15 protein-coding genes are annotated in these 13248 nt (G+C 72.1%); 7 read left to right on the top strand and 8 right to left on the bottom strand.

What is annotated here, in order from left to right:
• Positions 1-145: 145 nt before the first annotated feature.
• The gene (locus ACWCQK_RS22765) at positions 146-961 is read left to right on the top strand and encodes a DUF427 domain-containing protein (RefSeq protein WP_451157575.1); all 816 of its coding nucleotides are present in this window, start codon (positions 146-148) and stop codon (positions 959-961) included.
• A gap of 178 nt (positions 962-1139) precedes the next feature.
• Here the strand turns inward: ACWCQK_RS22765 and ACWCQK_RS22760 are convergent, their stop codons facing one another.
• From ACWCQK_RS22760 to ACWCQK_RS22750, 3 genes are read right to left on the bottom strand one after another with little or no spacing between them, the layout of a single operon-like run.
• On the bottom strand, positions 1140-1955 hold the full coding sequence (locus ACWCQK_RS22760; RefSeq protein ID WP_451157573.1) for an SAM-dependent methyltransferase: 816 nt from the start codon (positions 1953-1955) through the stop codon (positions 1140-1142).
• Between the two features lie 51 nt (positions 1956-2006).
• The gene (locus ACWCQK_RS22755) at positions 2007-2252 is read right to left on the bottom strand and encodes a DUF397 domain-containing protein (protein WP_451157571.1); all 246 of its coding nucleotides are present in this window, start codon (positions 2250-2252) and stop codon (positions 2007-2009) included.
• A 1-nt stretch (position 2253) separates the two neighbouring features.
• The gene (locus tag ACWCQK_RS22750; RefSeq protein ID WP_451157569.1) at positions 2254-3129 is read right to left on the bottom strand and encodes a helix-turn-helix domain-containing protein; all 876 of its coding nucleotides are present in this window, start codon (positions 3127-3129) and stop codon (positions 2254-2256) included.
• Positions 3130-3587: 458 nt separating this feature from the next.
• Here ACWCQK_RS22750 and ACWCQK_RS22745 point away from each other — a divergent pair, with 458 nt between their 5' ends.
• From ACWCQK_RS22745 to ACWCQK_RS22735, 3 genes are read left to right on the top strand one after another with little or no spacing between them, the layout of a single operon-like run.
• On the top strand, positions 3588-4010 hold the full coding sequence (locus tag ACWCQK_RS22745) for an ATP-binding protein (protein ID WP_451157567.1): 423 nt from the start codon (positions 3588-3590) through the stop codon (positions 4008-4010).
• Positions 3988-4431, top strand: a complete 444-nt coding sequence (locus ACWCQK_RS22740; protein ID WP_451157565.1) for a hypothetical protein — start codon at positions 3988-3990, stop codon at positions 4429-4431. The genes ACWCQK_RS22745 and ACWCQK_RS22740 overlap by 23 nt, the downstream gene beginning before the upstream one ends.
• A gap of 11 nt (positions 4432-4442) precedes the next feature.
• The gene (locus tag ACWCQK_RS22735) at positions 4443-4730 is read left to right on the top strand and encodes a hypothetical protein (protein ID WP_451157563.1); all 288 of its coding nucleotides are present in this window, start codon (positions 4443-4445) and stop codon (positions 4728-4730) included.
• A gap of 86 nt (positions 4731-4816) precedes the next feature.
• Here the strand turns inward: ACWCQK_RS22735 and ACWCQK_RS22730 are convergent, their stop codons facing one another.
• Entirely contained in the window at positions 4817-5848 is a 1032-nt protein-coding gene (locus ACWCQK_RS22730) for an NAD-dependent epimerase/dehydratase family protein (protein ID WP_451157561.1), read from the bottom strand.
• Positions 5849-5980: 132 nt separating this feature from the next.
• Here ACWCQK_RS22730 and ACWCQK_RS22725 point away from each other — a divergent pair, with 132 nt between their 5' ends.
• Both ACWCQK_RS22725 and ACWCQK_RS22720 read left to right on the top strand, forming a co-directional pair.
• The gene (locus ACWCQK_RS22725; protein ID WP_451157820.1) at positions 5981-6547 is read left to right on the top strand and encodes a TetR/AcrR family transcriptional regulator; all 567 of its coding nucleotides are present in this window, start codon (positions 5981-5983) and stop codon (positions 6545-6547) included.
• 106 nt (positions 6548-6653) lie between these two features.
• Entirely contained in the window at positions 6654-7445 is a 792-nt protein-coding gene (locus ACWCQK_RS22720) for an alpha/beta fold hydrolase (protein WP_451157559.1), read from the top strand.
• 30 nt (positions 7446-7475) lie between these two features.
• On the opposite strand, the gene ACWCQK_RS22715 is transcribed toward ACWCQK_RS22720, so the two are convergent.
• On the bottom strand, positions 7476-8150 hold the full coding sequence (locus ACWCQK_RS22715) for a class F sortase (protein WP_451157557.1): 675 nt from the start codon (positions 8148-8150) through the stop codon (positions 7476-7478).
• 114 nt (positions 8151-8264) lie between these two features.
• The gene (locus tag ACWCQK_RS22710) at positions 8265-8834 is read right to left on the bottom strand and encodes a hypothetical protein (RefSeq protein WP_451157555.1); all 570 of its coding nucleotides are present in this window, start codon (positions 8832-8834) and stop codon (positions 8265-8267) included.
• Positions 8835-9060: 226 nt separating this feature from the next.
• Between ACWCQK_RS22710 and ACWCQK_RS22705 the strand changes: the two genes are divergently transcribed.
• Complete coding sequence (locus ACWCQK_RS22705) at positions 9061-9216, top strand: hypothetical protein (RefSeq protein ID WP_451157553.1); 156 nt, start codon at positions 9061-9063, stop codon at positions 9214-9216.
• A 121-nt stretch (positions 9217-9337) separates the two neighbouring features.
• On the opposite strand, the gene ACWCQK_RS22700 is transcribed toward ACWCQK_RS22705, so the two are convergent.
• The gene (locus ACWCQK_RS22700) at positions 9338-12133 is read right to left on the bottom strand and encodes a hypothetical protein (RefSeq protein WP_451157551.1); all 2796 of its coding nucleotides are present in this window, start codon (positions 12131-12133) and stop codon (positions 9338-9340) included.
• Positions 12130-13242: an ATP-binding protein gene (locus tag ACWCQK_RS22695; RefSeq protein WP_451157549.1), complete on the bottom strand. Its 1113-nt coding sequence runs from the start codon at positions 13240-13242 to the stop codon at positions 12130-12132. Before ACWCQK_RS22695 ends, ACWCQK_RS22700 begins: the two co-directional genes overlap by 4 nt.
• Positions 13243-13248: the final 6 nt, after the last annotated feature.

Genomic DNA, 13248 nt, shown 5'->3' with positions numbered 1-13248 from the left:
GGTTGACCATGGGTGACGGGTCTCATCTTCCCCCCGTACGGCGGTGGTCCGCGAGTGCCGCACCGGCCCCGGACGGCTCGCGCCACGGGGCCGTGCCAGGGTGGAAGCGCGGCGAGGGACGCCGCGCGACGAAGGAGAGCCGGTCATGGTCACGTTCCGCACCGCGCAGTCCGTCAGGACGACCCCCGAGGGCCTGTTGTGGGAGCCGGGTGAACGCTGGGTGCGCGGCCGCAAGGGCGATGTCACCGTCGTCGACAGCCGGCACCCCGTCCTCGTCTGGGAACCCGAACTCCCCGTACCGACCTACGCCTTCCCCCGCGAGGAGGTCCGCGAGGACCTGCTCCGCCCGGCGAAGAACCCCGCCACGGGCCGGCACGCCGGGTCACGGGTCTTCTACGACCTCGAAGTGGGCGGCGAACTGCTGGAGAACGCCGCCTGGACCTATCCCGCCGCCGACCTGGCCGGCCATGTGGCTTTCGAGTGGTTCAGCCGCTCGGGCCGCGGCCTCGACCGCTGGTACGAGGAGGAGGAAGAGATCTTCGTCCACCCGCGCGACCCGCACAAGCGGGTGGACGCCCTGCAGAGCAGTCGGCATGTCCAGGTCGCGATCGACGGCACGGTCGTCGCGGACACCCATCGTCCGGTGCTGCTGTTCGAGACCGGTCTCCCGGTGCGCTACTACCTCCCGCGCGAGGACGTCCGCCTCGACCTGTTCGACGCCACCGAGCACGCCACCGGCTGCCCCTACAAGGGGACGGCCACGTACTGGTCGTGGCGTTCCGGCGGCGACGTACCGCCGAACATCCTCTGGAGCTACCCGGAGCCGCTGCCCGCGGTGGCGGCGGTCGCGGGGCTGCTCGCCTTCTTCGGCGAGGCGGTCGACCTCACGGTGGACGGGAAGCGCCTGGAGCGTCCGGTCACCCCGTTCACGGCGGGTCTCGGCGCGCGTCCGTCGACGTAACGCACGAAACCGCGCCGAGGGCCGCGCCCGGCCGCCCGACTCCCCCGACTTCCCTACCAGGTAGTCCCGTTGCACCACGACGAGCGCCGGCCAGACCCATTCCCGGACCCGGGCCCGTGCCCGGGCCCCACAAGGGAGGGCACGGGTCCGGGCCCGGGTGCGGATCACGTCCCGTGGGTCACGGCTTGCGGGCGACCGCCCCGTACATCGCGATGTCCTCGTCGCGGATGCCCTGTTCGCCGGTACCGTCCGGGTGCCACTTGTGGACCTGGACGATGCCGGGTCCGACCAGGTCCAGGCCCTCGAAGAACTCCTCGGCCTCGGGGAGTGTCCGCAGCCGCATCGGCATGTTGCGGGCCGCGTACTCGCGGGCGACCCGGCCCACCTCCTGCGGCGCGAACTCGGCGGTGCCGATGGACATCGCCAGATAACTCCCCGAGGGGAGCGGCTCCAGCAGCCGCCGGACGATGCCCACCGCGTCGTCCCCGTCGAGCATGAAGTGCACGATGGCGATCACCGTGAGCGCGACCGGCCGGCCGAGGTCGAGGGTCTCCCGGAACTCGGGGGCGCCCAGAATCGCCTCGGGGTCGCGGAAGTCCGCCTCGATGTACGCCGTCCGGCCCTCGGCGGTGCTGCTCAGCAGGCCCTGGGAGAGCGTGAGGACGATGGGGTCGTTGTCGACGTAGACGACACGCGACTCGGGTGCCACCTGCTGGGCTATCTCGTGCAGGTTGGGCGAGGTGGGGATGCCGGTGCCGACGTCGAGGAACTGACGTATGCCCGCCTCCGCCGCCAGGTACCGCGTGGCGCGGTTCATGAAGTCACGGTTGGCGCGCATGTGGACCGGCAGCGCGGGCCACTCCCGGGCCATGGCGTCCCCGGCCTCCTGGTCGGCCGGGTAGTAGTCCTTGCCTCCGATGATGTAGTCGTAGATGCGCGCCGAGTGCGCGCTCTCGGTGTCGATACGGTCGGCAGGCCATCCGTTGTCGGGCAACGCCGCTCCTTCTGGTCAGGTGGTCGAGGCGGGGGGGAAAGACTCGGGCGGTCAGGGGGCGCTCAGGAGGAAGTCGGCGGCGCCCGACTTCACGCCGGTCAGGAAGTCCGACATCGCGTGCGGGGTGAAGACCAGGGCCGGTCCCTCGGGATCGGTCGACTGACGCAGCGCGACCCGGCCGTCGGTGAGTCTGCGCGCCTCCACACACGCACCACCGGCGTCGTCGCTCCACGGCTTCGACCAGCCGCGCGCGCCCGGTTCCCGGGACGGACTGCCGTTGCGTACAGGGTGCTGCACGTCAGAGCTCCTTGCGGATCGCGCCGAGTACGGCCTCGGTCTTCCTGGCCGGGGCCGCCTGGGCACCCAGCCGGTCCAGCGCCTCGCGGTAGACCACGACGTCGTCGGTCTTGTCGAGGTAGACGGCGCCCACCATGCCGTTGAGGTAGACGACGTCGGGCAGTTCGCGCGCCCGGAACCGGAACAGGTGGAACGCGCCCGCCCGCATGGCCGGATGCGGACCGTTGCGGAACGGCATGATCTGAACGGTCACGTGGGGCAGGGCGTTGACCTCGATCAGATGGTCGATCTGGGCGCGCATGACGGCGGCTCCCCCGACCGGCCACCGCAGCACCGTCTCGTCCATGACGACCCACACCCGTGGCGGAGCCTCCCGCGCGAGCACGTCCTGGCGGCGCATGCGCAGCGCGACCCGGCGGTCCGTCGCCTCCCGCGGGGCGTGCGGATTGCCCGCGCCGAGCAGGGCGCGCGCGTACTCCTCGGTCTGCAACAGGCCGTGCACGAACTGGTTCTCGTAGGCACGGATGTGTAACGCGGCCTGTTCCAGGCTCAGATAGGCGGCGAACCAGTCGGGCATGACATCGCGGAACGTGTGCCACCAGCCGCGCTTGTTGGCCTCGCGGACCGACTTCAGGAAGGTGTCGATCTCCTGAGGGTCCATCAGGCCGTAGACGTGGAGCAGTTTCTCGGCGTCCGCCAGGCGCAGCCGGGCCACCTTGGCGGCCTCCATCCGGCGGATCGTGGAGTGACTGACCCCGATGGCCGCGCCCGCCTGCTCGTACGTCAGACCGGCCCGGTTGCGCAGCTCCTCCAGTTGTCTGCCCAGGATCATGCGCAGGACGGAGGGGGCGCCGCCCCAGTCGGTCTCCGCGGTCACGCCGTACCCCTTCGTCAGAGCTCCGAGGTCACAGTCTCGCAGTCCGCGCCATCCGCGGACGCGTTCGATCATTTGTTGACGGAAGCAGCATGCACGTGACTACTTGCAATTTTCAACTTGCGAGTTGCGAGGCGCCGTTGGCACCTGCCAGAGTGAACCCACTGCTCCGGTTTTTCTCGAACGATCGGACAGTGCAACCCAGTTGGGGGAGTTGGTGCTGCGATGCGACACCAGGCGAAAGGTGTACGGCCATGGTTCCGCCCTCCCTCCCCCAGCCTCTGAACCGACTGTCGGGGTCGAGTACAGCGTGTACTCGACCACCCGGAGGCGAGCGCGCGGGTCGACTCCCCGGGCCGCAGGGCCCCGACCCGCTCGCCTCCGGGGACCGCTCACCTCGCCGGACCCAGGCGTTCACCCTCCCGGCCACCCCCGCCTCGGTCGGCCTGGCCCGCAGGAACGTGCGCGAACTGCTGAGCGCGTGGGACATCGACGACGACACGTGTGACGACGCCGTCGCCGTGGTCTCCGAACTCGTCACCAACGCGGTCACGCACACGGGGAGCGCCCGGATCACCTGCCGGCTGCGCGCGGTCCCCGGCCGGGTCCACCTGGAGGTCGAGGACGAGAGCCACGGCGCCGGTCACCCGGTTCCCCGGCAGCCCCACCCCGACGACCAGGGCGGCCGTGGGCTGCTGCTGGTCGCCGCGCTGAGCGGGGACTGGGGTGTCCGCGACACCGCGGACCGTGGCGGCCGCATCGTCTGGGCCGAGCTGCTCACGCCGGACACCGACAGTCGCCCCGCACCCCCGCACGGCACCACCCGGCCCATCCCCCACTCGGCCGAAGGACCCCTCCCGTATGAATCGACGGCACATCCCTGATCCGCTCACCCCGTACGTCCCGTCACCCCCGGACGACCGTCCCGACCGCCTGGTGATCCCGGCCCGGCTGCCCGCCGACCTCGGCTATGACGCCGTCGGCACCACCCGGGAGCACGGCGAGCGCATCATGGACTGCCTGCCCCGGGTCGGCTGCGTCTTCGCCGACGACCTGCGCTGGTGGTGGATCGTCCCCGCCGGATCCGACATCGGCGTCACCTGGCCGCCGTGCACGGCCTACGCCGTCGGCGCCCACCTGGTCGACCCGTCCTGGACGAGCACCCGCCCGAAACCCGGCCCGGAGGGCCCCCGCCTGATCCACGCGCCCCGGTCCGGCGCGCCGTACACACCCCCGATACCCCTGTACTTCCTCGCCTGCCGCCTCTCCGGCAGCGTCCCCCGCTGGTCGCTGAACGCCGGATAGGGTCGAGCGCCATGACGATACGACTGTGCGTCCTGCTGTGGGCGCGCCCGGGCGCGGCCGAGGACCTGGCCGCCTACGAGGACAAGGTGCTGTCTCTGCTGAGCGAGCACGGCGGCCGGGTCGTGCGGCGCGCCCGCACCGACGGCCGGGATCCGGCCCCGACCGAGATCCAGTTGATCGAGTTCTCCTCCCAGGCCGGCTACGACGGCTATATGACCGACGAACGCCGCACCGCCCTGGCCGACGAGCGCGACGCGGCCGTGGCGCGCACGGACATCCATCCCGTCACGTTCGTGTGAGCGGTGCGCGCGGCTCGCCGTCCGAGCGAGACGCGTACGGTCCGGGCAACTCGCCGTCCGAGCACGACGCGTACGGTCCGCGGCCGTCACCGCGCCCCGACGGCTCCGTGCTCGATCAGGCTGCGCGCGCAGTCGAGCACCGTCTGCCGGGCGGGGCGCCGCTGCCAGCCGAGGACCCGTGCCGCCTTCTCGGTGCTGTGCCGGTTGCGGCGGCCGAGCGCGGGGAGGATGTCGCGCAGCTGCGGATCGCCGAACCGGGCCGCGAGGCGCACCACCACGTCCGGGACCTGACGGGTGGGCACTCGTTCGCCGTCGGCGCCGAGGCCGTCGCGCAGGACGCGCGCGATCTCCGCCATCCACATGAACTCGCCCGTGGCCAGGAAGCGTTCACCGGCGGCGTCCGGTGAGGTCATCGCCCGGATGTGGACGTCGACGAGGTCGCGTACGTCGACGACCTCCAGCCCGATCCTCGGCAGGCCGCGCGGCTTCCCCGAGACCATGCGGCCGATGATGCCGACGGACCCGAGCGTGCTCGTCGTGAGAACGGGACCGAACACCGCGCCCGGGAGCACGGTGGTCAGCTCGGTCGGCCCGTCATGCCCGGCCACGAAGTCCCAGGCCGCGCGTTCGGCGAGGGTCTTGGAACGACGGTAGGGAATCAGGGTCGGATCGTCGGGGTCGGTCCACAGCGTCTCGTCGGTGACCCCCTCCGTGGCGTACGAGGAGGGGCTCGCGGCGTTCGCGGCCGAGGTCATCACCACGCGCCGTACGCCTGCCGCCGAAGCGGCACGCAGGACGCGCAGGGCGCCGTCGCGGGCGGGGGCCACGAGGGAGTCCGGGTCGTCGCGGTCGGCTCCGCCGAGCGGGGAGGCGACGTGCAGCACGCGGTCGACGCCCTTGAGCGCGGCGTCCCAGCCCTCGTCCGCGGTGAGGTCGGCGACGGCGAAGTCCAGCCGCCCGGCCGGGTCGACGACCGTGGACACGGCGTCGACGACCGCCTGTTCCCGGTCCGCGGCGCGCACGGTCGTGCGTACCTCGTAGCCGCGCCGCAGGAGCTCGGCGACGCACCAGCCGGCGATGTAGCCGCTGCCTCCGGTGACCAGAATCCGTTCGGGCATGACAGTCCTCCGCTGGGGATGGGGATGGGTGTGCGAGAATGAAACGGAGGGCCCTCCGGTATCAATTGAACGTACCGGAGGCCCCTCCGTTTAGCAACTCGCACCGGACGGACGACGACACCCGTGAACTCCCTGCCCCCGAAGCCGACCCGCAAGGACGCCCTCCACAACCGGGAGCGGATCCTGACCGTCGCCCGAGCGGCGCTCGCCGCCTCCAGCACCGCGTCCCTGACGGCGATCGCCAAGGAGGCCGGGGTCGGCATCGGCACCCTCTACCGCCACTTCCCCACCCGGGAAGCCCTGATCGTCGAGCTGTACCGGCACGACATCCAGCACCTCATCGACCTCTCCCCCACGCTCCTCGGCGCCCACCCCCCGATGGAGGCGCTCCGGCTCTGGTTCGACGAGGTCGCCCGCTACGGACAGCTGAAGTACGGCGTCGCCGAGGTCATCCACGCGGCCTCCGACGGGGGCCTCGACGAGGAGTACTACGCCCCGTTCCTCGGCGCCATCGGCGTCCTGCTGGACGCCGGGGCCGCCGAGGGTTCGCTCAAGCCGGGACTCGACCCGGAGGACGTCCTCCTCCAGCTCAGCGTGTTGTGGCGGATCGACCCGGCGCGCGACGGCGAGGCCCGGGCGGCCCGGATCCTCACCCTCGTCATCGACGGCCTGCGAACGGTCCCCCCGACGTCCGGCTGAACGGATCCCGCCCCGCCCGGACCCGCCCGTCGGCGACCGATGAGTTCCGCGCCGCGGCCGGGTCCGTACCTGCGACGATCGGACGAGCCGACGGAAGGTGACGCGGGTGAGCCACGCCGAAGTGGACGGACTGTCCCTGTACTTCGAGGAGCACGGCTCGGGGCCGGGCGAGCCGCTCGTGCTGCTGCACGGCGGGATCGGCGCGGGCGAGATGTTCGCGCCCCTGCTGCCCGCGCTGACCGAGAGGCGGCGGGTGATCCTGGTCGACCTCCAGGCACACGGCCGCACCGCGGACATCGACCGGCCGCTGCGGTTCGAGCTGATGGCCGACGACATCGCCGCCCTCCTCCGGCACCTCGGCCTGGAGCGGGCGGACCTCATGGGCTACTCGGTGGGGGCCGGCGTCGCCCTGCGCGCCGCCGTCCAGCACCCGGACCTCGTCCGCCGTCTCGTGGTCCTGTCCACCCCGGCCCGGCGCGACGGCTGGTTCCCGGAGGTCCTCGCGCAGATGGACGCGATGAGCGCGGCGATCGCCGAGCCGCTGAAGCAGTCCCCGCTGTACGCGCTGTACGCGCGCCTCGCGCCGCGGGTCGAGGACTGGCCGGTGCTGGTCGGCAAGGTCGCCGAGCTCAACCGGCGGGACTACGACTGGACGGACGAGATCGCCAAGATCACGGCACCGGTGCTGCTGGTGTTCGCCGACGGCGACGCGATCCGGCCGGCGCACATCTGGGAGTTCTACGCCCTGCTCGGCGGCGGGCTGAGCGACCCCGGATGGGACGCGTCGACGCGATCGGCGGCGCGGCTGGCCATCGTGCCGGGAGCCACCCACTACGACGTCCTGGCCTCGCCCCTCGTCGCGGCGACGGTGACCCCGTTCCTGGACGCCCCCGCCTGACGCGGCGGGGGCGCGCACCCCGTGGGCCGGTCAGACGAGGTGGGCGAAGACCACGAGGTTCTCGGTGTAGTCCCTCGCCGTGTGGTCGTAGCTCCCCGCACAGGTGATCAGGCGCACCTGGGCCTGCGGGGTGTCGGCGTAGACACGCTCGTCGGGGAAGTCGTCCTTCGCGAACGCCTCGACGTTGTCGACCACGAACGACGCCGTGCGTCCGTCGCTCCGGGTGACGTCGAACTTGTCACCCTTCTCCAGGTGGGAGAGCTGGACGAACACGGCCGCGGACGTCGCCGTGTCGACGTGCCCGGCGATGATCGCGGTGCCCGTCTCCCCGGGGGACGCCCCGTTGGCGTACCAGCCGACGAGGTTCACATCGTCGGCGTTCGGGGCCTGCAACTGCCCCGCGGGGCCGATGGTGAGGTCACTGAAGGGGGCGTCGACGGAGATCTTGGGGATGAGCAGACGCTCCGGTCTGGCTCTCGGCAGATGCTTGCCCACCGGATGCGCGGCCGAGGACGCCGACGCGCCGGCCTGCGTGGTACGCGGCGGGTAGGCGGGAGAGACGGGACCGGCCGACGTGCCCCGGCCACCGACCAGGATCAACGCCAGCACCAGGAACGCCGTACCCCACAGCCATGTACTGGTCGAACGGGTTCCCTCCCCGGACGTCGCACGGTCTTCGGCGGGAGAAGGAGAACGAGCTGCCATCGGGCACCACCTCACTACGGCTCGGCAGCTGAGCGGGAACGGCACGCGGAGAGCAGTCCGGGCCGCCACGGAACAGAGCCGGCGGCGACCCGGCCGCTGTCGCGTCGGGCAGGGTCAGCCCGCGTCTTCGGCCGCCTTCTTGCGTCGCAGCACGTACACGCCGGTCGCGGCGATGCCCAGGACGGCCACCCCGCCGGTGGTGACGCCCGATCCGGCCAGCGCGCCCCCTCCGGCGTGCACGCCGCCGCTCGGCCTGTCGCCGTCGCCGTCGTCGTCCTCGTCGTCGCTGTCGTCGTCGCTGTCGCTGTCGCTGTCGTTGTCGTCCTGGTTCTTGTAGGTCTCCGGGTCGTGCTTGGGATCCAGCACCGAGGTCCAGTCGTCGTCGCTGCTCACGGAGGCCAGCGCACCGCCACCGGTGTGAACTCCACCGCGTGGCGAGTCGTGGTCGCCGTCGTCGTCCTTCTGCTTGCTGTAGGACGAGTCTTGGTCGCTGTCGTTGTCGCGCTCCTCGTCGGAGGAGGAGTCGCTGTCGTTGTCGCTGTCGTTGTCGCTGTCCTGTTCCTGGCTGTAGGAGGAGGAGTCGTCGGTGTCCCGGTCCTCACCGACCGCCTGAGCGCCGGGTGCGGCGATCGCCAGGGCGGCCGTGGCGGCTGCCGTGGCGAACAGCATGCGGGCAGATCGCATGTGAACGGTCCTTCCGTCGCGGCCGGGCAGCTGGTGCTTGGTCAGCTGAAGTGACCCGACCTTGACGTGATCTACCGTCAGTCACGGCGTTCGATCCCACCATCCGGGGCGCTCAGTCGGGTTACCCGGTCGGCTTCGGCGTGTCGTCGGGGCCGCCCCGTCGGGGAGCGCCGTCGCCGGCCGACGCGGACCGCAGCAGTTCGGCCGCCAGGGCCTGGACCCTGGCGTGGTCGGCGGCGGTGAAGGACGAGGTCAGCGCGGCGATCTGACGGTGGACTTCGGCGGCCTGACCGTCGATCCCCTCGTCGTGCCGCTGTCGGACGTCGAGCGGGCCTGGAACCTGCCCGTCCCTCCTGGCCGGCGTGTCGTGCTGACCCCCTGACGTCCGGCCCGTCCCCCGCCTCCCCTCCCGCCGGGGGACCGGGCGCGCGGGATCCGCCGTCGTGACGTGACGACGGCGGATCCCGCGGGTGCGCCCGTGCGCCGGAGGTCTCCGGCAGCGATCAGCCGGCCGTCAGCAGTGCCGCCAGCGCCGTGGCCGTGTCCGGGTGACGGTCCACCAGTGCCGCACCCCGCGGCCCGGGATCCGCCGGCTCCCAGGTCCCCGCGCAGCCCAGCAGCACGGCCACCGCGTCGCACGCCTCGGGGTGAGCGGCGAGCAGTGCCACACCCCGGCCGGTGCCCGCGCCCCGCGCCGAGCCGAGGGCGCGCGTCTTCGGCCGCTCCCGCCACGGCGGCACCCACGCGTCCAGCGCCGCGAGCCGACCCGGGAAGATCCGGCCCGCCTCCCGGATCAGCAGCGGCGCCGACTCGGCGCCGCCCGAGCGCAGGGTGGTGATCAGGGTCGGCAGCCACGGCAGGAGCACCGGGTCCGGCAACCGGGCGAACGCGTTCGACACCGCTTCCACGACGAAGTCGGCGAGGCCCGGCACCGGCTCCAGGGCGTGCACGAAGCCGCTGAGGTAGCGCGGATAGGCGGGCACCACCAGGGGATTGCCCAGCAGTTCGTCGCACCGCGTCCGCAGGTCCGCGCGGGACAGGCGGCCGAGGTGCGTCTGGGCCGCCCACAGCAGCGCCGTCCGGGACGGCTCCTGCGGATGCGACTGCGCGACCGCCAGTTCCAGCTGGGTCCGGTCGCAGCCGAGGGACAGCGCCAGACCCTCCATGCCGAACAGGAACCCGAGCGTCGCGGCGACCTGGCGGACGGTCGCGTCCTCGTCGGTGAACGCCGTCGGCAGCAGGGTGCAGTAGTGCGCGTAACCCGCCTTGACGAAGGACTCGATCCACGGCGGCAGCACCGGCTCGCTGGTGCGGTAGTACGCCAGCAGCCGGCGCACCCGGCGCAGCACCTCCGGCGCGCCGTCGACGCCGCGCTCGGCCGCGAGCACCTCCAGGGCGCGGGTGCCCAGTTCGTCGGCGAGGCGACGGCTGCGCAGATAGAGCGTGGCGTCCTCGACGGCCTCGAGGACGATCGCCGCGGTGGCCTGCGGGGCGTACGCCCTGCGCCGCAGTCGCTGTTCCAGGACCTGCTCGATGCTGACGCCCTCGTAGCCGAGCTCGATCAGGGCGCGCTGGTGGGTGCCCAGCGCCAGGTCCCACGACTCCTGGATCGGCCGCTCGCCCAGCCGCCGCTCCCCCATGATCGGGCGCGCGGCGCCCTGCGGCATCAGACAGCGCAGCATCCACAGCACGTCGGAGCAGCGTTCCAGTTCCGGCCGGGAGGCGATGTCCAGCAGCGCCCGCTGCACACCGTTCTGCTGGAGCCTCAGGTTCAGCGGCGTGAGCCGGTCGTGCACGTCGCGGGCCAGGGGCGGCAGCGCGTCGTAGCCGACCTGGCCGACCCGGTCGCCGCCCATCATGATCTCCACGAGGCGGCGCACGTCGCGCCGGCCCGGCACGGTGTCCTTCTCGATGCACGTGACGGCCGCGTCCTGGAAGTCGTACGGCGTGGGCCTGGCCCGGTCGCGCATCCCGGCGAGCAGGATCGACGTCTCGAACACCGCGATGGCGTCGGCGGTGGAGGCGAGGTAGCCGTTGCGGCGCGCGGCGCGCACGATGTCCACCGACCAGCCGAGCAGCTCGGCCTCGTCGAGCGGGTCGAGGACGGGCGGCCGGGCCAGGAACCCCGAGAGCCGGTCCGCGGGCGGGCCGCCCGGCACCGAGGCGGCGACGGCCTTCCTGGCCCGGGACTTCTTCGTGCCCGCCTGTCCGGCCAGCCGGAACGGCTCCACGCGCGTACGGCGTACGTTCTTCGCCCACACCGTCGCGGCGATCGAGACCGAGCCCGCGGCGAGGCCGAACTGCGCCTCGATCGCGGCGTGGCTCGACGGGATCAGGCCGTGCTGCCACTTGGTGGCGGTGCGCGGGCCGATCTCGAAGGTGTCGGCGCCCCGGACGCCGAACTCCGCCACGCGGCTGGCCGCGTGGAACGCGCCGCAGACGTAGAGGCAGTCCGCCGGGTCCGTGCCGGTCGCGGTCAGATGCTCGCGCATCCTCGTCCACATGTAGCGCTCGCGGTCCTCGTCCACGCTCACCCGGTGGTCGTCGCCGGGTGCGAGGCGCCGGAAGAGGCTGCCGATCAGGAGCATGACCTGCCGGTAGGTGTCGTGATCGCTGTCGCCGAGCGGCAGCTCGACGTACTGGTGCCACCATTCCGACCAGTGCCGGACCCGGCCGTGGCGCAGCAGGTGCTCCTCCAGTTCGGCGAAGCGGGGCCGCAGGTCGCCGAGCTCCACACCGACCGCGTCGCCGTGCAGCGCGGCCTCCTCCTCGGCCGGCGGGGCGTCGGGGTCGGCCGGCCCGGCGGACCGTGTCCCCCGCGCGTCCCACTGGAACACGTGGTCGGAGGAGCGGTCGACGAGGACCAGCTCGACGCCCGGGGTGTCGAGTGCGTAGGCGATCGCCTGGTACTCGGCCGAGGCCTCGGTGATCGGCGCGACCACCGACAGCGGCGCCCACTCGGCGGGGAAACCGTCGGTCTCCGTCGCGAACGCCTGCACCGCCACCGGGAGGCGGCAGTTGCGCAGCTCGGTCAGCAACGGGGCCATGTCCTCGCACAGTTCGAGGTACACGACCTTCGGCTGCTTCTCGCGCAGCCTGCGGGCCATCGCGATCGCCGAGGCGGGCGAGTGGTGGCAGACCGGGAAGATCTCCAGCGGCTCGCGCACCGCGCGGTCGACGTCGTCGACGATGCCGAGGAGGATGCCCTCCAGCGCGCCGGGCCCGTCGGCGAACGCCGTCGCGGCTTCCTGGAGTTGGCCGCGCAGTGCGCTGAACGTGCTCTCTTCGGGGCCGCTCATGACAGGGTGGCGATCGCGTCGCGGCCGCCCTCCAGGAACTCCGCCCAGGAACCGCCCTCCTCCTTGCTGCGCGGCTCCACGACCCCGTGCAGGTACTTGTTGAGGATGGCCAGGTCCTCCGGCTCACGGCGGGCCAGCGACCCCACCAGCGAGGAGGCGAGCGTGTGGGCGGTCAGCGCGCGCTCGCCGAAGAAGTTGCTGTGCAGGATCGCGTCCTCCAGCACACCGATCTGCTCGGCGGTGGACAGCGCGGACTCGAGCTTCTCGTCGTCGCTGCCCGCGGCGGCCGCGGAGGCCCGCAGATCGGCGAAGCTCTGGAGCAGCACGTCCAGCAGCGTCGGCGGGACGTCCAGCTCGATCTGATGCCGGCGCAGCAGTTCCTCGGTGCGGAAGCGGACGATCTCCGCCTCGCTCTTCTTGTTGGTCACCACCGGGATACGGACGAAGTTGAAACGGCGCTTGAGCGCCGACGACAGGTCGTTGACCCCGCGGTCGCGGCTGTTGGCCGTGGCGATGACCGAGAAGCCGGGCTTGGCGAAGACGATGTTGTCGCTGTCGAGCTCCGGCACGGAGATGTACTTCTCGGACAGGATCGAGATCAGCGCGTCCTGGACGTCGCTGGTGGAGCGGGTGAGTTCCTCGAACCGGCCGATCGCGCCGGACTCCATCGCGGTCATGATCGGCGAGGGGATCATCGACTCCCTCGACTGCCCCTTGGCGATCACCATGGACACGTTCCACGAGTACTTGATGTGGTCCTCGGTGGTGCCGGCCGTGCCCTGCACCACCAGCGTGGAGTTGCGGCTGATCGCGGCGGACAGCAGCTCGGCGAGCCAGCTCTTGCCGGTGCCGGGGTCGCCGATGAGCAGCAGCCCGCGGTCGGAGGCCAGGGTGACGATGGAACGCTCGACGAAACTGCGGTCGCCGAACCACTTCTGCGTGATCTCCCGGTCGAGGCCGTCCGCGCGCTCGGAGCCGAGCACGAACAGCCGGACCATCTTCGGGGACAGCCGCCAGGCGAACGGCTTGGGGCCGTCGTCGATCGACTCCAGCCAGTCCAGCTCCTCGGCGTACTTCAGCTCGGCGGGGGCGCGCAACACGTCGGACATATCAGT

The organism is Streptomyces sp. NPDC002306 (genome assembly GCF_053593435.1).
Note: the sequence above shows the minus strand (reverse complement) of the source record. Positions and strands in the feature narration are given on the sequence as shown.

Excerpts from the sequence above, each read along its gene's own strand:
- ACWCQK_RS22715 (WP_451157557.1), bottom strand. The coding sequence starts at position 8,150 with ATGGCAGCTCGTTCTCCTTCTCCCGCCGAAGACCGTGCGACGTCCGGG.
- ACWCQK_RS22740 (WP_451157565.1), top strand. The coding sequence starts at position 3,988 with ATGAATCGACGGCACATCCCTGATCCGCTCACCCCGTACGTCCCGTCA.
- ACWCQK_RS22700 (WP_451157551.1), bottom strand. The coding sequence starts at position 12,133 with ATGAGCGGCCCCGAAGAGAGCACGTTCAGCGCACTGCGCGGCCAACTC.
- ACWCQK_RS22695 (WP_451157549.1), bottom strand. The coding sequence starts at position 13,242 with ATGTCCGACGTGTTGCGCGCCCCCGCCGAGCTGAAGTACGCCGAGGAG.
- ACWCQK_RS22765 (WP_451157575.1), top strand. The coding sequence starts at position 146 with ATGGTCACGTTCCGCACCGCGCAGTCCGTCAGGACGACCCCCGAGGGC.
- ACWCQK_RS22735 (WP_451157563.1), top strand. The coding sequence starts at position 4,443 with ATGACGATACGACTGTGCGTCCTGCTGTGGGCGCGCCCGGGCGCGGCC.
- ACWCQK_RS22710 (WP_451157555.1), bottom strand. The coding sequence starts at position 8,834 with ATGCGATCTGCCCGCATGCTGTTCGCCACGGCAGCCGCCACGGCCGCC.
- ACWCQK_RS22730 (WP_451157561.1), bottom strand. The coding sequence starts at position 5,848 with ATGCCCGAACGGATTCTGGTCACCGGAGGCAGCGGCTACATCGCCGGC.